Here is a 23,594-nt window from a genome sequence, read left to right as displayed (position 1 = left end):
CCATGGGCCGGTTCCTGCAGATCGCGGGATTGGTTGTTGGCCTGATAGCGCTTGCCCTGCAGTTCTCGATCACCATTCCAGCGTCGATGGAAGCGGGCCGCGGCCTGTTTGGCTCGATCGTGTTCTATTTCAGCTTCTTCACCATCCTGACCAACATTGGCGCCGTGCTGGTTCACACCTCGCTGTTGTCATCCAACGGCCATGCGTGGCTGCCAGCCTTTGCCGGACCACGGATGCGTGCGGGCGTCGCGGTTTCGATCACCCTGGTCTTCATTGTCTATGCCACCGTGCTGGCGCGGCTCTGGCAGCCACAGGGCCTGTTCCTGCTTTGCGACGTCCTGCTGCACTACGTGACGCCGGTGCTGTTCGTGCTGTGGTGGCTGATATCAGGCGCCGACGGCAAAACGAGATGGAGCGATATTTCCTGGTGGGTTGTCTATCCCATCGCCTATTTGGCCTATGCGCTGGCGCGGGCGCCCCTGGCGGGCGAGGTGCCCTACCCCTTCCTCGATATCGCCAGGAATGGCGTTGAGAGCGTCACTATAGCGGCGCTCGCCATCACAGCGCTGTTCGTGGCGATATGCGTCGTCGCCGTTTTCGTCGATCACGGCATCGGACGCCTCAGGAGCAAAGGCACCCGATAGACCGGTCCCTATTCCCAGAGCGGCTTGATGCCCTCGCGGTGAGCGTCGCAGCGCGAGATGCCGATATCCTTGAGTTGATCGTCGGTCATCTCCAGCAGTGCCAGCCGGCCGCGCCGGCGCTCCAGCAGATGGTCGATCCATTTCGCCAGCGACCTGACCACTTGCACAAGTCGGCCGGCGAAGCCGCGCTGCCCGGACGGGCGAGCAGGCTGGCCGAGCAATTCGGTTCTCGAGTGGCGAAATGTTCCGATTGTATCCATTTTCTTTCTGCCAGAATATCAATTGCACCCTTTTTGGCGCGCTAGTGATATGTATTGACTCCCGAAACGGTGCAATATAGAAAATTGTCACCATGACAAATTGGGTTCCAGATCTCACGGGTTCAGGTCCGCTGTATCAGCGCCTCGCAGACGCCATTGAAGCGGATATCGACCGGGGTGTGATCGGCGCCGGGGCAAAGCTGCCGCCACAGCGCGACCTCGCCTACGACATCGGCGCCACGGTCGGCACGGTCGGCCGGGCCTATCAATTGCTGCGCGAGCGCGGTCTTGTCAGTGGCGAGGTCGGACGGGGGACCTATGTGCTGGGAGAGAACATTGGCGTTACAAAGCCAGAGGAGGCCGACACCAGCGTCGAAGGCACGCGTTATGCCGATGCCCCCAAGGACAAGCTGCGTTTCGACAGCACGGCAGCCCCTGACATCGGTCAGGGCGCCATTGTTGCCGACGTCCTGTCACGCGCCGCGCAAGACCATCCGCATGAGATTTCGAGCTACACGCGCGATTTCCCGGATCGCTGGTACGAAGCCGGCGCCCGTTGGCTGTCACGGAACGCCTTCCGGCCAGCGGCCGATACAATCGTCCCCACCCTCGGCACTCATGCCGCGGTGATGGCCGCGATCGCGGCCCTTACCACGCCCGGCGACTATGTCGCCTTCGAGCACCTCACCTACTCGCAGATTTCCCGCAGCGCCGGACTGATTGGCCGGCGCACCGCGCTGGTGGCCTCGGACGATGAAGGCCTTGATCCAGCGGATTTCGAACGCGTCTGCGCGCAAAAGCATCCCAAGATGATATTTCTGATGCCAACGGCGCAGAATCCGACCTTGGTGACCTTGTCGTCGGCGCGCCGTGAGGCGATCGCGCGTGTCGCTCGTGAATACAACGTCGTCCTGATCGAGGATGACCTCTACGGCCATCTGACCGACGACCCGACACCGCTGCTTGCCGAATTTGCGCCTGAACGCACCATCATTGCCGGTGGCCTGTCGAAATCGGTCGCGGCCGGCCTGCGTGGCGGCTGGCTCTCCTGCCCGCCCGCCTATCGCCACCGCATCCGGGTCGCCCACAAGATGATGACCGGCGGCATGCCATTCCTGTTGGCGGAGGTGAATGCCCGGCTGGTGCTTTCCGGCCAGGCCAGCGAAATCCGCGAGCGCAGCATCGCGGAGATCAGCGCCCGCATGGCCATGGTGCGCGAAAGCTTGACGGGCTTCTCATTCAAATCGCACGACAAAGTGCCGTTCGTCTGGCTCACCCTGCCCGATCCCTGGCTTTCCGGCACGTTCAAGAATGCCTGCCTGGAGCACGGCGTGCTGATCGACGATGAGGATGAGTTCAAGGCGGGGCGCTCGGAGCGGGTTTTCCATGGGGTGCGGTTCGGCGTCTCGCAGCCGAAGCGGCGCGAGGATATTGCCGGCGGCGTCGGGGTGATCAGGCGGCTGCTGGACGAGGGCCGCGCAGGTTACGACAGTTTTTCCTGAGCCATTCGCGGCCACCCGCCGTGCTTGCCTCGAGACGCCGCCTTTGTGAAACCGGGACTTGTCAGAACCGGACCGGATCAGCCTTCGGCCTTAAAGTTCTTGGCTTCCTTCTCGGCCTTGTCCTTGCCGTGCTTCTCAGCCAATTCCTTGGCTTGCCGGGGCGAAACGTCGGTGGTCTCCGCGATATGGAGAGCCTCCTTGTCCGAGAGGCGATTGTCGTTCTTGCCTTGCTTGGTAGCCATCGTGCTGTCTCCTGAGTGATAGGACCTAACGGCTGGGACATCATGGCGTTCCCCATTTGGCTTTTGGGGGAGCTTCAATCACTGGCCTGGCGCCTCTCATTGCTCACGAGAGAGCCTGCCGCGATCCATCGTGGTCATCACCCTGTTGCTTTCTGCCTTTTTCCTCAGCCGACGGGTGTATCGACCGCAAAGCTTGCGATAAGAGGAGACTCAAAAATCCCTGCTCCATGGACATAAACCGCCGCCCATGACCATTTCCAATTCCGTGCCGATCACATCAGAGCTCATCGCCGCGCATGGGCTGAAGCCCGACGAGTATCAGCGCATCCTCGACCTCGTCGGACGCGAACCGAGCTTTACCGAACTCGGGATCTTCTCGGCGATGTGGAACGAGCACTGCTCCTACAAATCCTCGAAGAAATGGCTGCGCACCTTGCCGACCACCGGTCCGCAGGTCATCCAGGGCCCGGGCGAGAATGCCGGCGTGGTCGACATCGGTGATGGCGACTGCGTCGTCTTCAAGATGGAAAGCCACAACCACCCCTCCTTCATCGAGCCTTATCAGGGTGCGGCGACCGGCGTCGGCGGCATTTTGCGCGACGTCTTCACCATGGGCGCGCGGCCGATCGCGGCCATGAACGCGCTGCGCTTCGGTGCTCCCGACCATCCCAAGACCAGGCATCTCGTCGCCGGAGTGGTTTCCGGCGTCGGCGGCTACGGCAATGCCTTCGGCGTGCCGACGGTCGGCGGCGAGGTCAATTTCGACGCTCGCTACAACGGCAACATCCTGGTCAATGCCTTTGCCGCGGGCCTTGCCAAGACGGACGCCATCTTCCTGTCAGAGGCAAAGGGGGTCGACCTGCCGGTCGTCTATCTCGGCGCCAAGACCGGCCGCGACGGCGTCGGCGGCGCCACCATGGCCTCGGCCGAGTTCGACGACAAGATCGACGAGAAGCGCCCGACCGTGCAGGTCGGCGATCCCTTCACCGAAAAATGCCTGCTCGAGGCCTCTCTCGAACTGATGGCCTCGGGCGCGGTCATCGCCATCCAGGACATGGGTGCGGCCGGCCTTACCTGTTCGGCGGTCGAGATGGGCGCCAAGGGCGACCTTGGGATCGAGCTCGACCTCGACAAGGTGCCGGTGCGCGAAGAGCGCATGAGCGCCTACGAGATGATGCTGTCGGAAAGCCAGGAGCGCATGCTGATGGTGCTGCGCCCCGAAAAGGAAAAGGAAGCCGAGGCGATCTTCCACAAATGGGGCCTCGACTTTGCCATCGTCGGCAAGACCACCGACGATCTGCGCTTCCGCGTGCGGCACCAGGGCGACGAGGTCGCCGACCTGCCGATCAAGGACCTTGGCGACAAGGCACCGGAATACGATCGCCCGTGGGTCGAGCCGAAGAAGCCGGCGCCGCTTGCCGCCAACGATGTCCCGCAAGCCGACCTCGCCGATGCGCTGCTGAAGCTGCTTGGCGGACCGGACCTGTCTTCGCGTCGCTGGGTGTGGGAACAATACGACACGCTGATCCAGGGCAATTCGCTGCAGCTTCCGGGCGGCGATGCCGGCGTGGTGCGTGTCGAGGGACATCCGACCAAGGCGCTGGCCTTCTCCTCCGACGTGACGCCGCGCTACTGCGAAGCCGATCCCTATGAGGGCGGCAAGCAGGCCGTGGCCGAATGCTGGCGCAACCTGACCGCCACGGGGGCGCTGCCGCTCGCCGCCACCGACAATCTCAATTTCGGCAATCCCGAACGGCCAGAGATCATGGGCCAGCTGGTCGGCGCGGTGAAAGGCATTGGCGATGCCTGCCGGGCGCTCGGTTTCCCGATCGTGTCGGGCAACGTCTCGCTCTACAACGAGACCAACGGCCAGGGCATCCTGCCGACACCGACCATCGGCGGCGTCGGCCTGATATCGGACTGGTCGAAGATGGCACGGATCGGCTTCGCCGCGGAAGGCCAGATGATCCTGCTGGTCGGCGCGCCGGCTTCCTGGGGAACGCATCTTGGCCAGTCGGCGTATATGCGCGATGTCCACGGCCGCAGCGATGGCCCGCCTCCGCCGGTCGATCTCGGGCACGAGAAGCGCGTCGGCGACCATGTGCGCTCGTTGATCGCGTCCGGTATCGTCACGGCGGCGCATGATGTCTCCGATGGCGGCATCGCGGTGGCGCTGGCCGAAATGGCGATGGCGTCCGGCATCGGCGCGACCGTTCCCGGACTGGTCGGCACCGATCCGATCCCGGTCTGGTTCGGCGAAGACCAGGGCCGCTATCTCCTGACGCTGTCGATCGATCCGCACGGCGATGAATGGGACGCTATTCGCAAGCAGCAGGGCGAACTCGGCATCTTCGCGCCGTGGATCGGCTCGACGGGCGGCAACGCGCTGAAGCTCGGCGATGCCAGGGAGGTCCCGGTCAGCGATCTGACCGCCGCCCATGAAGGCTGGTTCCCGCGTTTCATGGACCAGGCCAGTTGATGAGAGCATGATCCCGAAAAGTGGAAACCGGCTTTCGGAAAAGATCCTGCTCAATCATAAGAAACTCGCCGTCCGAGCGCTGCTTGCGGTCGTCTTCTGGCCGTCGCTGTTCTTCTTCTGGTGCCTCGGGCCGTTCGTCTTCTTCTTGCTGTCGACGACCTCGAGCGAGGTTTGCCCCAGGCTGGAAACACGCGCCGAGTTTCTCGCCGCGGCCAACGATACGCTTCCGATGCTGGTCCTGCAGAACCTCATCTATGCGGTTCCGATTGTGTGTCTGGTGCTTTGGAACCGGCTCCTGCCGGAGCCAGCGCGAGCCAGGCATATCATCACCTGCATCAAGCTTTTCGCCGTCTCGGCTGTCCTCGGGGCCTTGTGGGAGTATGGCTCTTCGCTTGTCTGCGATGGCTACGGCCAGCCGTTCTTCTCGCCCGCGTGGCGGATGACCAGCTATCTGCCGATCGCCAACCTGGCGGTCAACACCCCGCTCTACGTGCTGGTCTTCAGTCTGGGCCGCGCCTTCTCGATGCGCGAGGACGAGCCGGCGCAGGGGCCGGGTGAAACCATCTCCTGAACACCAACAGAACGAACTCCGGACGGAACCGCTTCAATCCGGATTGGAAAGGCTTTAGGCTTGCCCGACTCTCATCGCATGGGCCGCCGCGCCGCCGCCCGCCCGAAACAGGAATTTCTGCAATGGCAATGGACGCCCACGATATCGAAAAACTGATCAAGGACGGCATACCGGACGCCCGCGTGACGATCCGCGATCTCGCCGGCGATGGCGACCACTACGCGGCCGAAGTCGTGGCCGAGAGCTTTCGCGGAAAGAGCCGCGTCCAGCAGCACCAGATGGTCTATGACGCGCTGAAGGGCAATATGGGCGGCGTGCTGCACGCGCTGGCGCTGCAGACCAGCGTTCCCGACTGAGGCATTTCCACCCGACACGCTTGGCCCAAAACGGCCCATTCTTTGCGCCATTCGGGTGATGGCATGGCTAAAGTCTTGTTTCGGGCAACCTATGGGTTTATTTGAAAGACATGCTTCGAGCCTGACTCCCACAGGCATGAAAGGATATTCCATGAGCGGTATCAACGACTACATCGACAATGAAGTGAAGGGCAACGACGTCGTCCTTTTCATGAAGGGCACGCCCGGCTTTCCGCAATGCGGGTTTTCCGGCCAGGTCGTCCAGATCCTCGACTATATCGGCGCCGACTACAAAGGCGTGAACGTCCTGGACTCCGCCGAACTGCGCCAGGGCATCAAGGATTATTCCAACTGGCCGACGATCCCGCAGCTCTATGTCAAGGGCGAATTCGTCGGCGGCTGCGATATCATTCGCGAAATGTTCCAGGCCGGCGAGTTGCAGACCTTCCTGGTCGAGAAGGGCGTCAGCGTCAAAGGCGCCGCCTAATTCAGCCAAGGCATGTCGACACCGCCATGCCTTGGGCACCGGGGGCACCCCACCTCGGCAATTTTACATCCCGGACACCGGGACCAGGACGAGCCAATGCGCCGGCCCGCCGGCGCGTTTTCGTTTGAGAGATCGGACTTGCCGTGGACCAGCAGAAATCAGCGCCGCAAGGGGCAAGCGCCTTGCCCGGGGCAAGCGCCTTGCCCGGGGCAAGCGCCTTGCCCGGGGCAAGCCAATTGCCCATTCCGCGCTGGGAGTTCATCGCGCTCTGCGCGGCGCTGATGGCGCTCAATTCGCTGGCCATCGACATCATGCTGCCGGCGCTGCAGCAGATTGGCGCCTCGCTCGGCGTCGAGAATGAAAACCACCGGCAATATGTGATCACCGCCTACATACTGGGTTTCGGCGGTGGCCAACTGTTCTTCGGGCCGATCTCGGACCGGTTCGGACGCCGTTCGCCGCTTGTCGCCGGCCTGATCATCTATGTGGCGGCGGCTGCCGCGGCCGCCATCGCGCCCAGCTTTGAAACACTTTTGCTATGCCGTGTCGTGCAAGGCATCGGCGCGGCCGCCACGCGCGTGATCGCGGTCTCGATCGTGCGCGATACATTCGATGGCAGGCGTATGGCCGAAGTCATGTCGCTGATCTTCATGGTATTCATGGCCATTCCGGTCGTGGCGCCAGGCATCGGCCAATTCATCATGCTGTTCGCGACCTGGCATTGGATATTCGTCACCATGGCCATCGGCGCCTTGATCGTGTCGGCATGGTCGCTGCTGCGCCTGCCCGAGACGCTGCATCCCGAATATCGCCGGGCACTGACGGTCTCCTCCATTGTCGGCGGCTTCCGCATCGTGCTCACCAACCGCATCGCGCTCTGCTATGCCTTCGCCAGCACATTCATCTTCGGTGCCATGTTCGGCTTCATCGCCTCGGCGCAGCAGATCTATGTCAACGTCTTCAATGTCGGCGAGATGTTTCCCGTCATCTTCGCCGGTGTCGCGGGCGTGCTCGCCTTCTCCAATTATCTCAACTCGCGCCTCGTCGGCCGCGTCGGCATGCGCCGCCTGTCGCAAAGCGCGCTGCTGCTGTTTCTGGTGATCAGCCTGGCTTGGCTGGTGGTTTCGTTGGAAACGAGGATGCCGCTCTGGCTGTTCATCACCTTCTTTGCCGGCGCCATGCTGCCGTTTGGCTGCCTCGGCGCCAATTTCAACGCGTTGGCCATGGAGCCGCTTGGCCAACTGGCCGGCACGGCGTCGTCCATCCTTGGTTTCATGCAGACGTTTCTCGGCGGCATTCTCGGCACGCTGATCGGCCAGGCTTTCAATGGCACGGTGACGCCACTGGCCGCTGGGTTCTGCAGCGTCTCGGTTGCCGCGCTGCTGATGATCCTGATTGCCGAGCGCGGCAAGATGTTCCAGCCGCAGAACGCACCCGTCTCAGGGCACGTCACCGACCTGCACTAGATCTGCCGCAGACGCCGCGTGGAACTTAACCTATTGCGCCCACAACTCGCGGCGCAGCTCCTGCCAGCTGTCTTGGTCCGGCGCGACAAGCAGGCCGCCATCGACGTGCGAGGGCAGATAGGCGCTGCCGTCGATGCGCGCCGCATGGCCGCCGGCTTCCTGATGGATCAGCACGCCGGGCAGGTGATCCCAGGGCATCAGCTTGTTGTAGACGATAAAATGCGCGTGCCCGCTCGCCAGCAGCCGATATTCGTGCGCGGCGCAGCGATAGGCGAACTGCGACAGTGCCTTGGTCTGGTTGCGTGCAAGGCGTGAGCGCTCCGGTTCGTCGAGATATTGCCAGGAGACCGCGCCGGTCATCTGCGAGATCGGCACGGGTGCCGCCACATGCACTTTCTGCAGGCTGCCATGGGCATGCCTGATATGGCTGCCGGCGCCCTTGGCGGCGATGAGCCAATCCTTGCCCACCGGATCATGGATGATGCCCGCGACCGTCTCGCCCCTGACCACGACCGCCAGCATGACGCCGAACAGCGGTACGCCGGATGCGAAATTGAAGGTGCCGTCCACCGGATCGATGGTGAATGCCAGTTCGGCATCACCCAAGCCATCGAGCAGCGCCGGATTCTCGGAACAGGCCTCCTCGCCCACCATCATGGCCGAGGGATAGCGCTCGCGCAGCCTGGCGGTGATCAGCCGCTCGGCGTTGACATCCGCCTCCGTCACCAGGTCGGCTGCGGAAGTCTTCTGCCTGATATCGCCGTCGCCCAATCGGCGAAAGCGCGGCATGATTTCGGCCTGGGCTGCCTCGGCCAGAATACCGGCCAGCCAGTCGATCGCGGTATCGTCAAATGTCATCGGAAATGTCTTGCCTGGTCGCAAGGGTTTCATTGAGGGCGGCGAAATCGAACAGCTTTCGGTCGAGCAAATGCGACGGCCTGGTGTTGGACAGAGCGCGGATCATCGTGTCCTTGCGGCCAGGCATGCGCTTTTCGATGTCTTCGAGCATCGCCTTCATGGCGTTGCGCTGCAGCCCTTCCTGGCTGCCGCAGAGATCGCAAGGGATGATCGGGAACCGCATCGCGGCAGCGAATTTCTCCAGGTCGATTTCGGCGCAGTAGCTCAGCGGCCGCAACACCATGACGTCGCCGTCGTCGTTGAGCAGTTTTGGCGGCATGGCGGCAAGCCGGCCGCCATGGAACAGGTTCATGAAGAAGGTTTCGAGAATATCCTCGCGATGATGGCCGAGGACCAGGGCCGAGCAGCCCTCCTCGCGGGCGATCCTGTAGAGATGGCCGCGCCGCAGCCGCGAGCAGAGCGAACAATAGGTGCTGCCCTCCGGGAGCTTGTCCGTGACGACCGAGTAGGTGTCCCGGTATTCGATACGGTGGGCTATGCCGTTGGCGTCGAGATAGTCGGGCAGGATGTGCTTGGGGAAATTCGGCTGGCCCTGGTCGAGATTGCAGGCCAGCAACTCGACCAGCAGCATCCCGCGCCATTTGAGATCAAGCAGCATGGCAAGCAGACCGTAGGAATCCTTGCCGCCCGACAGCGCGACCAGCCAGCGCTCGCCGGGCTTCACCATCGAAAAATCCTCGATCGCCTGGCGGGTCAGCCGCAGCAGCCGCTTGCGCAGCTTGTTGAACTCGACCGAGGACGGCACATCAGCGAACAGCGGATGGAAACCACCGTCGGCGACCGGTTCAAGCGTTTCGATGTCTGGCTGCATGTTCATGGCGCGACGGCCCCGGAAATGTGACTTCCGCCCGGATTAACGCATCGGCCGGAAAATCGAAACGGCAAAGCGGATGCCCGAAAACAAAAAGGCCGCCTCGAAGGCGGCCTTTTCCGATATCGCAGAAAAGCCTTCGCTTAGCGCGAGTAGAATTCGACGACCAGGTTCGGTTCCATCTGCACGGCGAACGGAACGTCGGCGAGGCCCGGGATGCGCGAGAAGGTCGCGACCATCTTGTTGTGATCGGCTTCGATGTAGTCCGGCACGTCGCGCTCGGCGAGGCCGACCGACTCCAGGACGATGACCAGCTGCTTCGACTTTTCGCGCACTTCGATGACATCGCCCGGCTTGCAGCGGTACGAGCCAATGTTGACGCGCTTGCCGTTGACGTTGACGTGGCCGTGGTTGACGAACTGACGGGCGGCGAAGATGGTCGGTACGAACTTGGAGCGATAGACGACCGCGTCGAGACGCGATTCGAGCAGGCCGATCAGGTTCTCCGAGGTGTCGCCCTTGCGGCGGTCGGCCTCTTCATAGACCTTGCGGAACTGCTTTTCCGAAACGTCGCCATAGTGACCCTTCAGCTTCTGCTTGGCGCGCAGCTGCAGGCCAAAGTCGGAAAGCTTGCCCTTGCGGCGCTGGCCATGCTGGCCGGGGCCGTATTCACGCTTGTTGACCGGGGACTTCGGGCGGCCCCAGATATTTTCGCCGAGACGGCGGTCGATCTTGTATTTCGCGGATTCGCGCTTGCTCATCGCATTCCCTTTTCAAAACAGCACACCCGGCACCTCATGGTCCGGGTGAAGGAAACGCGCCCTCCTCTGGCCTCCGTTTTCGAGACCTGACAGGGTTTTCCCACGCAACGCGGCGGAAAACCCACGGGACACGTCAGTTCAAACAAGGCCAGAAACAGATAGGGTGACTGACTTTGCGTATATAAAAGAAACACCGGACATCGCTGCCCGGCGTTGGCGGCTGGTTAAACCGAGATTTAACCGATGTCAAGCTTGTGAGTAGCGTGGCCAACCACAACCATGTAGCGTTTGCGACGTTGATGCGATGCCGGATGTGGCGGGAGGTTTGCGCCAGCGGCACCAGGAAGGGACTGGAGCTAGAGGAGCCCAATTGCATGAAGAAGTTCTTCCTTACCCTGGCAGGCGCCGCGGTGCTTGCAGGATCGATGGCGGTGGCGCCGGAACCGGCCATGGCGCGCCATTGGCACGGCCACAAACAGGTCTGCCGGGTCATCGTCAAAAAGAGAGTGGTGTGGCGGCATGGTCATCGCAGGGTGATCGTCGAGAGAATACGGCGCTGCCACCGCTGGTAGGCTGTTCAAGCAACAATCCCAAGGGCCAGCGGACGTCGCTGGCCCTTTTTCAGTTCCAAGATAGTCTGGCTCGAAGCGCTCAATCCTAGGATTTTTTCTCCGGTAGTCCCTTGCGCTTGGTCTCGGCGAATTCCTCGAGCTGCTTTTCATTCATCGATTCATACATGCCCTTGGAAGCGCCTTTGAGCTCGCTCTTCTTGGTCTCGCCACGTTTGGCGGAGAGTGCGGCGCCGGCGGCCTTCTGCTGGGCTTTCGAGGTGGCTGGCATGGCGGTTCTCCTTTGCTGTTAGGAGAAACGCCGCGCTTCGGCGGCGGTTCCAGCGCCAGTGGCCCATCCGGTCCGCTCGGTGCCAGCCGGTGGCCGGCCTTGGCGATTTTCGTTGGTACCTTCCCGTGTCCGGAACCCCAGTGTAGGACGGCTGAATGAAATCCCTGACCGATCCCTCACAGGCTCTCTCCACCGGCCTGGCAAAAATCCGCACCGAATTACACGTGCCGGATGGATTTCCGGCTGATGTAGTTGCCGCGGCGGGGGCGGCGGCCAAACGCGTGCCCGACCAGCATGCCGACCGAAGGGCGATGCCCTTCGTCACGCTCGATCCGGCTGCCTCCACCGATCTCGATCAGGCGTTCTCGATCGAGGCGAGCGGTGGTGACCTTCTGCTGCATTATGCCATTGCCGACGTGGCCTGGTTCGTCGAGGACGGCGACGCGGTGGATCTCGAAGCCTGGACGCGGGGAGAGACACTTTACTTGCCGGACGGCAAGGCCGGACTCTACCCGCCGGTGCTTGCCGAGGGTGCGGCAAGCCTGTTGCCGGATGGACCCCGCCCAGCTGTTATCTTCACGGTTCGGATTGCGCAGGATGGTGCGACGAAGTTGGACGGCGCGGAGCGGGCGATCATTCAAAGCCGCGCCAAGCTCGCCTATGACAGCGTGAAGGCTTCCGACGTTCCGGCCGGCTTTGCCGAAATGGCGCTGCGCATGGCAATGAACGAACAGCGCCGCGGGGCTTCCCGCGTCGACCCACCCGAGCAGGAGGTGGAAAGGCTTGCCGATGGCACATACCGGCTTTCGTTCAGACCGCTGCTGCAATCCGAGCAGGACAACGCAGCACTTTCGCTGGCCGCCAACATGGCGATTGCCGATGCCATGCTTGCGCACCACACCGGCTTGTTCCGGGTGATGTCGGGGCCGGATGCTTTCAAGGTTCAAAGATTGCGCAACGCAGCACAGGCTCTCGGACTGTCCTGGCCGGCGTCCACCGGTTTGCGAGATTATCAGCGAACCCTCGATCCGACCGATCCGCGACAAGCAGCGCTGATGCTGGAAATCCGCCATGCAAGTCCCGGCGCGTCTTATCAACCCTATCACGACGGCGTTGTCCCATGGCATGAGGCCATGGCTGCGACCTATGCCCATGCAACGGCACCACTCAGGCGACTTGCCGATCGCTATGTCGTGCGCTGCGCGCTGGCTATCGCTAACGGCCAGCCCGTGCCCCACGCTGTCACCGACGCGTTCGCCAGATTGCCGAAGACTATGGGACGTGCGGATAGCCGCGCTTCGCAGATCAACCATGCGGCTATCGACCTTGCCGAGGCCATAATGCTCAGGGGACGCGAGGGGGAGATTTTCAAAGCCGTCGTCACCGACTTCGTCGACCATGGCGTGCGCGTTCAGCTTGCCGACATGCCTGTCGTCGCCACCGTAAAGGCCTCCGGCCTCAGACAGGGCGACGGTCTGACGCTAAAGCTGGTCCTGGCCGATCCGGATCAAGGCAGCATCGTCTTCGAACCTGTTTGAATGGCGGGCACCTCCGCCACCTTTTAAGTGCACGGTCAGTCCAAAGCCCTGCATAAGGCGGCTGACGGCGAAATCCGCCTTGCCCGAGGTGAAGACCGCGATATCGGGCTCGCCTTGCGGCAGCGCCCCAACGATGGGCGGCAGCAGCGAAAGGGCGCGCCGTGCGATCGCCTCGGCCGGATCGATCCAGTCGACCGGCCAGGGCGCGGTCTTGCGCATGCGATTGACCAGAAAGGGATAGTGCGTGCAGGCCAGCACAACGATATCGGTGCGCATGCCGTCACGCTCGATGAAGCATGGCGCGATCTCGGCGCGCACGGCTTCCTCGTCGACGAAGCCCTCGCGCATATAGGCTTCGGACAGGCCAGCCAGCCTGTCGCTGCCAACCAGGCGGACATGGCATTTCTGCGCCCATTTGCTGATCAGGTCGCGCGTGTACTGGCGCTTTACCGTGCCCGGGGTCGCCAACACCGAGACCAGGCCCGAGCGCGTGCGCTCGGCCGCCGGCTTGACCGCCGGCACCGTGCCGACGAAGGGATGACCGGGAAAGGTATCGCGCAGAGCATCGATCACCAGCGTCGAGGCGGTGTTGCAGGCGATGACCGAAAGGGCCGGCGCAAAGCGGTCGAGCAGTCTGGCGAACAGCTCCAGTATATGGGCCCGCAGCGCCGGCTCTTCCCAGGCGCCAAAGGGAAAGGCGGCATCGTCGGCGACATAGATGAAGCGACGGTCGGGCATCAGCACGCGCGCCTCGCGCAACACGGTGAGCCCGCCGACGCCGGAATCGAACATCAGGATCGGCTGGTCAGTCATTGTCGGTTCCCTTGCCGCCGAGCGGCGGCGTGTCCGCGTCGTCGCCGTTAGCGTCCGGCGCCACCCGGCCAGCAGCCTCCGCCTTGCGGGCGCGCGCGGCGGCCGCGGGCAAACGCCTCGGATCATCGCCCGGCGAGCCATCGCCGCGCGGCATCGCCGGTGAGAACCGGTCTAGTGACGAGATGATGCCGCGCAACACCTTGAGCTCCGGTTCGGCGAAGCCGGCGCGCGTCAGCACGGCGCGCAGATTGTCGACCATTTTCGGCTTCTTCGGCGCCGGTCGGAAATAGCCGCGCGCTTCCAACGCGCCTTCCAGATAGGCGAACAGGCCGTGCAATTCTTCCTTGCTTGCAGGCTTCATCTCCGGCCCCGTAAAGTTTGTCCTGGTCTCGTCCTCCAGGCCCGACTTCATCCACTCATAGGACATCAGCAAGGCCGCCTGGGCGATGTTGAGCGAGGAGAAGTCGGGATCGACCGGGAACGTGACGATCTCGTCGGCGAGGCCAACCTCGTCATTGTAGAGACCGAAGCGTTCGCGTCCGAACAGGATGCCGGTGCGTTGCCCCATTCCGTGACGGGCACGCAGCATCCTGCCTGCTTCCACCGGGCCGCGCACGGATTTGAAGCCGTCGCGCTGCCTGGCGGTGGTGGCGAAGACGAAGTTCAGGTCGGCGAGCGCCGTGGCCAGGTCGTCAAAAACCTTGACGGCATCAATGACATGGTCGGCACGGCTGGCGGCGGCGCGCGCCTTCTCGCTCGGCCAGCCGTCGCGCGGGTTGACCAGGCGCAGCTCCGAAAGTCCGAAATTGGCCATGGCGCGGGCGACCATGCCGATGTTCTCGCCAAGCTGCGGCTCGACCAGAATGATCGCCGGGCCGGCGGCTGCGGGGTTAGTGGGGTCTTTGGTGATGCGCATGATTGTCAATGAACTGCTGTTTGCGGCATTTCAGCGTCCCCTGCCATATTCGACCGGGAAAATGAAGCATTCGCAAATGGCTGCGGTCACGGCCTCGCATTCGTGACCGATCGCCGTTTGCGTGGCCAAAAGCGCTTTGATATACGGGCGGCATCCCCGGCCAACGCCACGCGGGCAAGGCCGTCCCATTCCCAGCAACGAGGCATTCTTTCCATGGCGAAGATCAAGGTGGCGAACCCGGTCGTCGAACTCGACGGCGACGAGATGACCCGCATCATCTGGCAGTTCATCAAGGACAAGCTGATCCACCCTTATCTCGACCTCAAGCTTGAATATTACGACCTCGGCATCGAGCACCGCGACGCCACCAATGACCAGGTGACGATCGATTCGGCCAACGCCATCAAGAAATACGGCGTCGGCGTGAAATGCGCGACCATCACCCCCGACGAGCAGCGCGTCGAGGAATTCAAGCTGAAGAAGATGTGGAAATCGCCCAACGGCACCATCCGCAACATTTTGGGCGGCACCATCTTCCGCGAGCCGATCATCATGAAGAACGTACCGCGCCTGGTACCTGGCTGGACCAAGCCGATCATCGTCGGGCGTCACGCCTTCGGCGACCAGTATCGCGCCACCGATTTCCGCTTCCCCGGCAAGGGCAAGCTGACGATCAAATTCGTCGGCGAGGATGGCCAGGTGATCGAGCATGACGTGTACGATGCGCCCGGCGCCGGTGTCGCCATGGCCATGTACAATCTAGACGAGTCGATCCGCGAATTTGCCCGGGCGTCGCTGAACTACGGGCTGCTGCGCAATTATCCGGTCTACCTGTCGACCAAGAACACCATCCTCAAGGCCTATGACGGCCGCTTCAAGGACATATTCCAGGAGGTCTACGAGGCTGAATTCGAGGCCGAGTTCAAGTCGAAGAAACTTTGGTACGAGCACCGCCTGATCGACGACATGGTGGCGTCGAGCCTGAAATGGTCGGGCGGCTATGTCTGGGCCTGCAAGAACTATGACGGCGACGTCCAGTCCGACACGGTTGCGCAGGGTTTTGGGTCGCTCGGCCTGATGACCTCGGTGCTGATGACGCCGGATGGCAAGACCGTCGAAGCCGAAGCCGCGCACGGCACTGTCACCCGCCACTATCGCCAGCATCAGAAGGGCGAGGAAACCTCGACCAATTCGATCGCCTCGATCTTCGCCTGGACACGGGGCCTGGCGCACCGCGCCAAGCTCGACGACAACGCCGAACTGAGGCGTTTTTCCGAGACCCTGGAAAAGGTCTGCATCCAGACCGTCGAGAGCGGTTTTATGACCAAGGACCTGTCGCTTTTGATTGGCCCCGACCAGCCTTGGTTGTCGACCACCGGCTTCCTCGACAAGATCGACGAGAATTTGCAGAAGGCAATGGCGTAGGTACCCGCAGTTCCAAATGCCGAAGGCTCCGAAAGGAGCCTTCGGTTTTTAGGGCCGGCGAAAGCAAAGGGCTGACAGCGTGACCAAGCCAATCCTCTACGGCGCGGAGTACAGTGTGTATGTTCGCATCACGCGGATGGCGCTGGCAGAGAAAGGCATCGACTGCGAGCTGGTGCCGCTCGACATCTTCGCCTCCGAGGGGGTCCCGGCTTGGTATCTCGAACACCATCCGTTCGGCCGCATTCCGGCCTTCGAGCACGACGGGTTCCGCCTCTTCGAGACCAGCGCGATCGCTCGCTATGTCGACGAGGCCTTCGATGGGCCGGCGTTGCAGCCTGCCGATGCGCGCGGCCGCGCCAGGATGGGCCAGATCATCGGCATGGTCGATGCCTATGCCTATCGGGCGATGGTCTGGGACGTCGCTGTCGAGCGGCTGGAAAAAGAAGCGCCCGACGAGGCGCTGATCGCCGACGGGCTGCGGCAAGCCGAAACAGTGCTCAGGGTGCTGACGTCGCTGAAGGCACAAGGGCCATGGCTGCTTGGCGACCAGCTGACGTTGGCCGACCTGCATGCGGCGCCGATGATCGGCTATTTCGTCAAGGTTGCCGAAGGACGCGACTTGCTGGCGCGGTTTGCGGATATCCGGGACTGGTATGCGCGTGTCTCGGTGCGTGCAAGCTTTGCGCGCACCGAGAAGGTTAGTTGACAAGGATTGAGATGGCTGCGGGGGCAGCGCCCCTCCCACCCGTCGTAATAAGTCCAATCCGACGCTTACGCCGCCTCGAGAGCCGCCCTCACCGCCGCGATCGCATCGTTGGCTTTCGACGCGTCCGGTCCGCCGGCCTGGGCCATGTCGGGACGACCGCCGCCGCCCTGCCCGCCCAATGCGGCAGAGGCGACGCGCACCAAGTCGACAGCGCTGAAGCGGTTGACGAGATCATCGGTGACGGCGACCACGACGCTCGCCTTGTTGTCCTCGCCAGCGCCAACGAACACGACGACGCCAGAGCCCAACGAAGTCTTGCCGGCGTCGGCCAGCGGCTTCAAATCCTTCGGCGAGACGCCGGAAACCGCCTTGCCGAGGAAGCCGACGCCAGCGACGATCTCGCTGGCGGCCGGGGCATCGGCAGGCGACCCGCCGCCCAGCGCCAGCTTCTTGCGCGCTTCGGCCAGGTCCTTCTCGAGCTTCTTGCGCTCTTCAAGCAGTGCTTCGACGCGCGCTGGCACATCCGCCGGCGAGATCTTCAGCGTGGCAGCGGCCGCCTTCAGCCGCCTGTCCTGCTCGTCGAGATGTTTTCGCGCGGCTTCGCCTGTCAGCGCCTCGATGCGGCGCACGCCTGCGGCGACCGCGCCGTCCGAAACGATGCGTACCAAGCCGATATCGCCGGTCGCCCTGACATGCGTGCCGCCACAAAGCTCGACCGAATAAGGCCGGTTGGCCTTGGCGCCATGAACGCCCGTGCCCATCGATACGACGCGCACCTCGTCACCATACTTCTCGCCGAACAGCGCCATCGCGCCCTCAGCAATGGCGTCGTCGACCGACATCAGGCGCGTGGTCACCGGGCTGTTTTGGACGACGATCTCGTTGGCCATGCGCTCCACCTCCTCGAGCTCCTGCGGAGAGATCGGCTTGTTATGCGAGATATCGAAACGCAGGCGCTCGGGCGCGACCAGCGAGCCTTTTTGAGCGACATGGGTGCCCAGCACCTCGCGCAGCGCCTCATGGATCAGATGCGTCGCGGAATGGTTGGCGCGTAGCCTGGAACGCCTGGCATGATCAACCTTCAGTTCGACCGCGGCACCCGTCTTGACCGTGCCTGCGATCACCTTGCCGAGATGCACAAACAGACCATCGGCCTTCTTCTGCGTATCGGAAATCTCGATCGAGAACCCCTCACCCGAGATTACGCCGGTGTCGCCCATCTGGCCGCCGGATTCGCCATAGAACGGCGTCTGGTTGACGACCACGGCGACCGCATCGCCCTTGGCGGCGCTGTCAACGGTCTTGCCATCCTTGACCAGCGCCTGGATGAGGCCCTCTGCCTGCTCAGTTTCGTAGCCGAGGAATTCGGTGGCGCCGGTTTTTTCACGCACGGAGAACCAAACCGTTTCGGTGGCGGCCTCGCCGGACCCGGCCCAGTGCTTACGCGCCTCCGCCTTCTGCTGCTCCATCGCATTGGTAAATCCGGCAAGATCGACCGAAATGCTGCGCTGGCGCAGCGCGTCCTGTGTCAGGTCGAGCGGAAAGCCATAGGTGTCATAGAGCTTGAATGCCGTCTCGCCATCCAGCATGTCGCCGGCGCCGAGCTTCTCCGTCGCCTCGGAGAGCAGCCCGAGGCCGCGCACCAGCGTCTTGCGGAACCGTGTCTCCTCGAGTTTCAAGGTCTCGGTAATCATCGTTTCGCCGCGCACCAGTTCCGGATAGGCCTGGCCCATCTCGCGCACCAGCGCCGGCACCAGCTTCCACATCAACGGATCGCGGGCGCCGAGCAACTGCGCATGGCGCATGGCGCGGCGCATGATACGGCGCAGCACATAGCCGCGACCTTCATTCGACGGCAGCACGCCATCGGCGACAAGGAAGGAGGACGAGCGCAGGTGATCGGCAATGACGCGGTAGGAGGCAACCGTTTCCGCATCGGGCGCGCGCCCAAGCGCGGAGGACGCCGCATCGATCAAATGACGGAACAGGTCGGTCTCGAAGATGCTCTCCACCCCTTGCAGGATGGATGCCATGCGCTCCAGGCCCATGCCGGTGTCGATCGACGGGCGCGGCAGGTCGACGCGCTCCTCCTTCGTCACCTGCTCATACTGCATGAACACCAGGTTCCAGAATTCGAGGAACCGGTCGCCATCCTCCTCCGGACTGCCGGGAGGGCCGCCCCAGATGTGCTCGCCACGGTCGATGAAGATTTCCGAGCAAGGGCCGCAGGGTCCGGTATCGCCCATCGCCCAGAAATTGTCCGAGGTCGGGATGCGGATGATGCGATCGTCGGAGAAACCGGCGATCTTCTTCCAGAAACCGGCCGCCTCATCGTCGGTGTGGTAGACGGTGACCAGCAGCTTGTCCTTCTTCAGCCCGAATTCCCTGGTGATGAGGTTCCAGGCAAGCTCGATGGCGCGCTCCTTGAAATAATCGCCGAAGGAGAAATTGCCGAGCATCTCGAAGAAGGTCAGGTGGCGCGCGGTATAGCCGACATTGTCGAGATCGTTGTGCTTGCCGCCGGCGCGAACGCTTTTCTGGGCCGTGGTGGCACGCGAATAGGGCCGCTTCTCCAAACCGGTGAAGACATTCTTGAACTGCACCATGCCGGCATTGGTGAACATCAATGTCGGATCGTTGCGCGGCACGAGCGGGCTCGAGGCCACGACCTCGTGGCCCTCCTTGCGGAAATAGTCGAGAAATGTCGACCGGATCTCGTTGACGCCACTCATGGATACTGCCTTTTCAAGAGAGCCGCCGGCCGGACCGGCGGGAGATGGCTCTGTGTTTTCTAGAAGATGGAGTTGGCCTTTTAGCCGTAGCTCTTGACCCTGTCCAGAAACACGGAATTGGGCCAATTCGCGCTTTGCACCGGCACTTACGCAGGCACGCAAACGAAAACCGCCGGCGCGAAGGCCGGCGGTTTGGAACGCGGGTACTACAGAACTCTGTTACTTAAGCATCAGATAATAGGCTGGATTTATGGCCAAACTCTGGCGCTGCCCTACATCGCGCCGGCTTCGTCCTCAAAACCATCGTCGCCATTGCCCTCTGAGCCACCGTTTTCGAGGAACTTTTCGGCGATCAATCCGGCATTCTGCCTGAGCGCCAGTTCGATCTCGCGCGCGGTGTCGGGATTGTCGCGCAGGAACAGTTTGGCATTCTCGCGGCCCTGGCCGAGACGCTGCGAATTATAGGAGAACCAGGCGCCCGACTTCTCGACCACACCGGCCTTGACGCCGAGATCGACCAGCTCGCCAGTCTTGGAAACGCCCTCGCCATACATGATGTCGAACTCGACCACCTTGAAGGGCGGCGCCAGCTTGTTCTTGACCACCTTGACGCGGGTCTGGTTGCCGACCACCTCGTCGCGATCCTTGACCGAGCCGATACGGCGGATGTCGAGACGCACCGAGGCGTAGAATTTCAGCGCGTTGCCGCCGGTCGTCGTCTCGGGCGAACCGAACATGACGCCGATCTTCATGCGGATCTGGTTGATGAAGATGACCATGGTGTTGGAGCGCGAGATCGAGGCGGTCAGCTTGCGCAGCGCCTGGCTCATCAGGCGGGCCTGCAGGCCGGGCAGTGAATCGCCCATCTCGCCCTCGATTTCGGCGCGCGGCGTCAGCGCCGCCACCGAATCGACCACCAGCACGTCGATGGCGCCGGAACGCACCAGCGTGTCGCAAATCTCCAGCGCCTGCTCGCCGGTGTCGGGCTGCGAGATCAGCAGGTTTTCAAGATCGACGCCGAGCTTGCGGGCGTAGACCGGATCGAGCGCGTGCTCGGCATCGACGAAGGCGCAGATGCCGCCCTTCTTCTGGGCTTCGGCCACGGTGTGCAGGGCCAGCGTCGTCTTGCCCGAGCTTTCCGGCCCGTAGATCTCGATGATGCGGCCGCGCGGCAGGCCGCCGACGCCGAGCGCGATATCGAGGCCGAGCGAGCCTGTGGGCACCGTTTCGATCTCGACGACCTGCTCGTTGGCGCCGAGTCGCATGATCGAGCCCTTGCCGAAAGCCCGCTCGATTTGCGACAGCGCCGCATCCAGAGCCTTTGATTTGTCCACTGCCTTATCCTCTACCAGCCGCAAAGAATTCTGAGCCATGATACATCACCCCTTGGTCGTCAATGAAGGCCGAACAATCCGTAATCCTTGTCATTTTGTACCTTTTTTGTTCTCATTTGGCAAGGGGTGACAACCAATTGAAAAACAAGTGATATCCTGATTTGTTCTTTTTTTGTCTCGCAAACCCGGGCAGGAACAGGCTCCGCCCGGGCAGGAACAGGCTCCGCATTGGGCCAGACAGCTCGATCCTATAGTCCGGCCGAATCGCCGTCCTGCATGCGAAGCTCTGTCGCGCATAGTAGCGCTTGTGCGGCCCCAACAACAAAGGTCATATCGCCGCCATGGTGGAATCCGCGAAGATACTGGCCGTGGGCGGTGCCCATATCGACCGGCGTGGCCAGGTGTCCGGCCTCTATGTGCCGGCCGCCTCCAATCCCGGCACGATGCGCGAGGATGTCGGCGGTGGCGTCTTCAATGCGTTGCGCAGCATGGTGCGGCGCGGCCTCTGCGCATCGCTGCTTTCGGTGCGCGGCGGCGATGTGTCAGCCGATACGGTTTCACGGGCCATCGCCGAGGCTGGCATCGTCGATTTGTCTGCGGTGTTCCTCGACCGTACCACGCCGAGCTACACGGCGCTGATCGACCGCGAGGGCGAACTGATCGTCGGCTTTGCCGACATGGCGCTGTACGACCTGGCTTTTCCCAAGCAGATCAGGCGTTCCAAGATACGCCAGGAAGTGGCCGCCGCGGATGCCATCCTGTGCGACGCCAACCTGCCGTCGGCCGCACTGGAGGGGTTGCTGTCGCTCGCCGCCGATAAACCGGTTTTCGCCATCGCGATTTCGCCGGCCAAGGTGACGCGGCTGATACCGGTGCTCGGCGGGCTGGCCCAACTCTTCATGAACCGACGGGAGGCCGCTGTGCTGGCCGGCGTCAATGCAAGTGCCGGCGAGCAGGAAATGATCGACGGGTTGCGGAGCAGCGGCCTTGCCAGCGGCGTGGTCACGGCAGGCAGTGGCCCTGTGCTGGGTTTCGACGGTACGGGCGCCTTCTCGATCGTGCCGCCTGCCCCCAGAAAAATCGCCGATGTCACCGGCGCCGGCGACGCGCTGGCGGGCGCGACGGTCGCGGCGCTGCTGCGTGGCCTGCCATTGCGCCAGGCCCTGCGCGAAGGCGTCGCGGCGGCAATCCTGGCCATCGAAAGCGCCAACGCGGTGCCCGAATTCACCGCGGCGAGCTTCGCGGAGGCGCTGGCCCTTGTGCCCGATGCCAGGGAAGTGGCATGAGACCGGCAAATTCATAGAGCGCAGTGGATGCGCCGCACTCCGGATTGGAGATCAGAGATGACGCCAGAAACCGCCCGCCCTTTCATCGATATCCACGCACCGGTAGCGCAAGCCCTGGCCGCCGGGCGCCCGGTGGTGGCGCTCGAAAGCACCATCATCACCCATGGCATGCCCTATCCCGACAATGGCGCCATGGCGGCCAATGTCGAAAAGATCATCAGTGACGGCGGCGCGGTGCCGGCGACGATCGCCGTGATTGGCGGCCGCATCAAGATCGGCCTCTCCGACGGCGAGCGCGAATCGCTGGCGATGACGGGTGACGCCATGAAGCTGTCGCGCGCCGATCTCGGCTTCGCCGTCGCGCAAGGCCGCACCGGGGGCACCACGGTCGCAGCGACCATGATCGCGGCTGACATGGTCGGGATAAAAGTATTCGCCACCGGCGGCATCGGCGGCGTGCACAAGGGCGCGGAAAAGAGTTTCGACATCTCGGCCGACCTCGATGAACTGGCGCGCACGCCGGTCATCGTCGTCTCGGCCGGCGCCAAGGCGATCCTCGACATCGAAAAGACGCTGGAAGTGCTGGAGACGCGCGGCGTGCCTGTGGTTGGCCATGGCTGCGAGACGATGCCGGCCTTCTGGTCGCGGCAGTCGCCGTTCCGGGCGCCATTGACGCTGCACAAGCCGGAAGACATCGCGCATTTCTATCAGACGCGCCTGGCTCTGGGTTTGGGCGGCGGCTTGCTGATTGCCAATCCGGTGCCGGAAAACCACGAAATCCCCGCTGAGGAAATGGCGGGCTACATCGAAGCCGCGCAGAAGGCGGCCGAAGCCCTCAACGTCACCGGCAAGGCGGTGACGCCGTTCCTGCTGGGAAAAATCCTCGAACTCACCGGCGGCCGCAGCCTGAAGACGAACATCGCGCTGGTCGAGAACAATGCAAGGCTGGCGGCTGAGATCGCCAAGGCCTTGTAGGTTCACGCGGCGAAGGCCCCCTCACCCGGATTGCCAAAACCGAATTGCAAAGAGCAATTCGGGGCAATCCGACCTCTCCCCGAGGGGAGAGGAGCTTGCAGCGCCGACGCCGACCTCTTCTCCCCTCGGGGAGAAGGTGGCCGCGAAGCGGCCGGATGAGGGGGCGGCCTCGCGCTTGCCGGAATCTACTTCCCCGCGCGCCGCCCCGCGTCATAGGCGCGGCGTGCCCAGACCGTCATTTCGTCCGGATCGTCAAAAGCGCTGTCGGGAATGCTCCAGTAGGGCATCGCCACCAGCTTGCCGTGGCGCGTGCCGGTGTAGGTCCACTGCCGGCAGCCCGCGGCTTCGAAATCCGGCGCGCTTTGTTCGTCCGCCTTCAGCAGCAATTCGCCACGCAGGACAATGGCGACGATGACGCCGTCGAAATAGATGCCTTTGCCGCCGAACAGTTTTCGGATGCTGACCGGACCGAGGCCCTCGAACAGTTCGGCGATGCGTTCATTGTCCATGCCGCGATCATGTCACCGGCATT

Annotated in this window: 24 protein-coding genes; 13 read left to right on the top strand and 11 right to left on the bottom strand. The window is 62.9% G+C overall.

Annotated features, from left to right (window positions below):
* Positions 1-2: 2 nt before the first annotated feature.
* Complete coding sequence (locus O7A70_RS28985; protein ID WP_337143399.1) at positions 3-644, top strand: Pr6Pr family membrane protein; 642 nt, start codon at positions 3-5, stop codon at positions 642-644.
* 8 nt (positions 645-652) lie between these two features.
* On the opposite strand, the gene O7A70_RS28980 is transcribed toward O7A70_RS28985, so the two are convergent.
* Positions 653-904: a DUF1127 domain-containing protein gene (locus tag O7A70_RS28980; protein ID WP_337143398.1), complete on the bottom strand. Its 252-nt coding sequence runs from the start codon at positions 902-904 to the stop codon at positions 653-655.
* A 92-nt stretch (positions 905-996) separates the two neighbouring features.
* Between O7A70_RS28980 and O7A70_RS28975 the strand changes: the two genes are divergently transcribed.
* Positions 997-2,406 carry an aminotransferase-like domain-containing protein gene (locus O7A70_RS28975; RefSeq protein ID WP_337143397.1) on the top strand — a complete coding sequence of 470 codons (1,410 nt, stop codon included), beginning with the start codon at positions 997-999 and terminating at the stop codon, positions 2,404-2,406.
* Positions 2,407-2,483: 77 nt separating this feature from the next.
* Here O7A70_RS28975 and O7A70_RS28970 read toward each other — a convergent pair whose 3' ends face one another.
* Positions 2,484-2,648, bottom strand: a complete 165-nt coding sequence (locus O7A70_RS28970) for a hypothetical protein (RefSeq protein WP_167531216.1) — start codon at positions 2,646-2,648, stop codon at positions 2,484-2,486.
* 247 nt (positions 2,649-2,895) lie between these two features.
* Between O7A70_RS28970 and purL the strand changes: the two genes are divergently transcribed.
* From purL to O7A70_RS28945, 5 genes are all read left to right on the top strand, one after another.
* Positions 2,896-5,127 carry a phosphoribosylformylglycinamidine synthase subunit PurL gene (gene purL / locus O7A70_RS28965; RefSeq protein WP_337143396.1) on the top strand — a complete coding sequence of 744 codons (2,232 nt, stop codon included), beginning with the start codon at positions 2,896-2,898 and terminating at the stop codon, positions 5,125-5,127.
* 7 nt (positions 5,128-5,134) lie between these two features.
* On the top strand, positions 5,135-5,698 hold the full coding sequence (locus O7A70_RS28960; RefSeq protein WP_337143395.1) for a hypothetical protein: 564 nt from the start codon (positions 5,135-5,137) through the stop codon (positions 5,696-5,698).
* 122 nt (positions 5,699-5,820) lie between these two features.
* The gene (locus O7A70_RS28955) at positions 5,821-6,054 is read left to right on the top strand and encodes a BolA/IbaG family iron-sulfur metabolism protein (RefSeq protein WP_015318146.1); all 234 of its coding nucleotides are present in this window, start codon (positions 5,821-5,823) and stop codon (positions 6,052-6,054) included.
* Positions 6,055-6,205: 151 nt separating this feature from the next.
* Complete coding sequence (grxD, locus tag O7A70_RS28950; protein ID WP_013895877.1) at positions 6,206-6,541, top strand: Grx4 family monothiol glutaredoxin; 336 nt, start codon at positions 6,206-6,208, stop codon at positions 6,539-6,541.
* Between the two features lie 143 nt (positions 6,542-6,684).
* Positions 6,685-8,007, top strand: a complete 1,323-nt coding sequence (locus O7A70_RS28945; RefSeq protein ID WP_442921224.1) for a multidrug effflux MFS transporter — start codon at positions 6,685-6,687, stop codon at positions 8,005-8,007.
* A gap of 30 nt (positions 8,008-8,037) precedes the next feature.
* Here O7A70_RS28945 and O7A70_RS28940 read toward each other — a convergent pair whose 3' ends face one another.
* From O7A70_RS28940 to rpsD, 3 genes are all read right to left on the bottom strand, one after another.
* The gene (locus tag O7A70_RS28940; protein WP_337143394.1) at positions 8,038-8,865 is read right to left on the bottom strand and encodes an inositol monophosphatase family protein; all 828 of its coding nucleotides are present in this window, start codon (positions 8,863-8,865) and stop codon (positions 8,038-8,040) included.
* Positions 8,855-9,742, bottom strand: a complete 888-nt coding sequence (gene ttcA, locus O7A70_RS28935) for a tRNA 2-thiocytidine(32) synthetase TtcA (RefSeq protein ID WP_337143393.1) — start codon at positions 9,740-9,742, stop codon at positions 8,855-8,857. Before ttcA ends, O7A70_RS28940 begins: the two co-directional genes overlap by 11 nt.
* Before the next feature lie 137 nt (positions 9,743-9,879).
* The gene (gene rpsD, locus O7A70_RS28930; protein ID WP_027028657.1) at positions 9,880-10,497 is read right to left on the bottom strand and encodes a 30S ribosomal protein S4; all 618 of its coding nucleotides are present in this window, start codon (positions 10,495-10,497) and stop codon (positions 9,880-9,882) included.
* Between the two features lie 374 nt (positions 10,498-10,871).
* Between rpsD and O7A70_RS28925 the strand changes: the two genes are divergently transcribed.
* Positions 10,872-11,069, top strand: coding sequence for a hypothetical protein (locus O7A70_RS28925; protein WP_136618780.1), 198 nt, complete (start codon positions 10,872-10,874; stop codon positions 11,067-11,069).
* An 85-nt stretch (positions 11,070-11,154) separates the two neighbouring features.
* Here the strand turns inward: O7A70_RS28925 and O7A70_RS28920 are convergent, their stop codons facing one another.
* Positions 11,155-11,337 (bottom strand): DUF3008 family protein, encoded by a 183-nt coding sequence (locus O7A70_RS28920; protein WP_015318153.1) that lies wholly within the window; start codon positions 11,335-11,337, stop codon positions 11,155-11,157.
* Positions 11,338-11,492: 155 nt separating this feature from the next.
* On the opposite strand from O7A70_RS28920, the gene O7A70_RS28915 reads away from it, so the two are divergent.
* A complete protein-coding gene (locus tag O7A70_RS28915; protein WP_337143392.1) occupies positions 11,493-12,875 on the top strand; it encodes an RNB domain-containing ribonuclease in 1,383 nt (460 codons plus the stop codon).
* On the opposite strand, the gene murI is transcribed toward O7A70_RS28915, so the two are convergent.
* Together murI and O7A70_RS28905 are read right to left on the bottom strand one after the other, a co-directional pair.
* Entirely contained in the window at positions 12,819-13,688 is an 870-nt protein-coding gene (gene murI, locus O7A70_RS28910) for a glutamate racemase (RefSeq protein WP_337143391.1), read from the bottom strand. The two genes, O7A70_RS28915 and murI, sit on opposite strands and share 57 nt — an antisense overlap.
* Positions 13,681-14,604: an RNA methyltransferase gene (locus tag O7A70_RS28905; protein WP_337143390.1), complete on the bottom strand. Its 924-nt coding sequence runs from the start codon at positions 14,602-14,604 to the stop codon at positions 13,681-13,683. The genes murI and O7A70_RS28905 overlap by 8 nt, the downstream gene beginning before the upstream one ends.
* A gap of 213 nt (positions 14,605-14,817) precedes the next feature.
* Here O7A70_RS28905 and O7A70_RS28900 point away from each other — a divergent pair, with 213 nt between their 5' ends.
* Complete coding sequence (locus tag O7A70_RS28900) at positions 14,818-16,029, top strand: NADP-dependent isocitrate dehydrogenase (protein ID WP_337143389.1); 1,212 nt, start codon at positions 14,818-14,820, stop codon at positions 16,027-16,029.
* Between the two features lie 79 nt (positions 16,030-16,108).
* A complete protein-coding gene (locus O7A70_RS28895) occupies positions 16,109-16,735 on the top strand; it encodes a glutathione S-transferase family protein (protein WP_337143388.1) in 627 nt (208 codons plus the stop codon).
* A 65-nt stretch (positions 16,736-16,800) separates the two neighbouring features.
* On the opposite strand, the gene alaS is transcribed toward O7A70_RS28895, so the two are convergent.
* Together alaS and recA are read right to left on the bottom strand one after the other, a co-directional pair.
* Positions 16,801-19,467, bottom strand: coding sequence for an alanine--tRNA ligase (gene alaS, locus O7A70_RS28890; RefSeq protein ID WP_337143387.1), 2,667 nt, complete (start codon positions 19,465-19,467; stop codon positions 16,801-16,803).
* A gap of 272 nt (positions 19,468-19,739) precedes the next feature.
* Positions 19,740-20,840, bottom strand: coding sequence for a recombinase RecA (gene recA, locus O7A70_RS28885; RefSeq protein WP_013895892.1), 1,101 nt, complete (start codon positions 20,838-20,840; stop codon positions 19,740-19,742).
* A gap of 302 nt (positions 20,841-21,142) precedes the next feature.
* Between recA and O7A70_RS28880 the strand changes: the two genes are divergently transcribed.
* Together O7A70_RS28880 and O7A70_RS28875 are read left to right on the top strand one after the other, a co-directional pair.
* Positions 21,143-22,087, top strand: coding sequence for a carbohydrate kinase family protein (locus O7A70_RS28880; protein WP_337143386.1), 945 nt, complete (start codon positions 21,143-21,145; stop codon positions 22,085-22,087).
* 57 nt (positions 22,088-22,144) lie between these two features.
* Positions 22,145-23,062, top strand: a complete 918-nt coding sequence (locus O7A70_RS28875) for a pseudouridine-5'-phosphate glycosidase (RefSeq protein WP_337143385.1) — start codon at positions 22,145-22,147, stop codon at positions 23,060-23,062.
* A gap of 185 nt (positions 23,063-23,247) precedes the next feature.
* Here O7A70_RS28875 and O7A70_RS28870 read toward each other — a convergent pair whose 3' ends face one another.
* Positions 23,248-23,571: a TfoX/Sxy family protein gene (locus O7A70_RS28870; RefSeq protein ID WP_337143384.1), complete on the bottom strand. Its 324-nt coding sequence runs from the start codon at positions 23,569-23,571 to the stop codon at positions 23,248-23,250.
* Positions 23,572-23,594 lie beyond the last annotated feature (23 nt).

This window comes from Mesorhizobium sp. Cs1299R1N1 (genome assembly GCF_037179655.1).
Lineage (GTDB): Bacteria > Pseudomonadota > Alphaproteobacteria > Rhizobiales > Rhizobiaceae > Mesorhizobium > Mesorhizobium salmacidum.
Note: the sequence above shows the minus strand (reverse complement) of the source record. Positions and strands in the feature narration are given on the sequence as shown.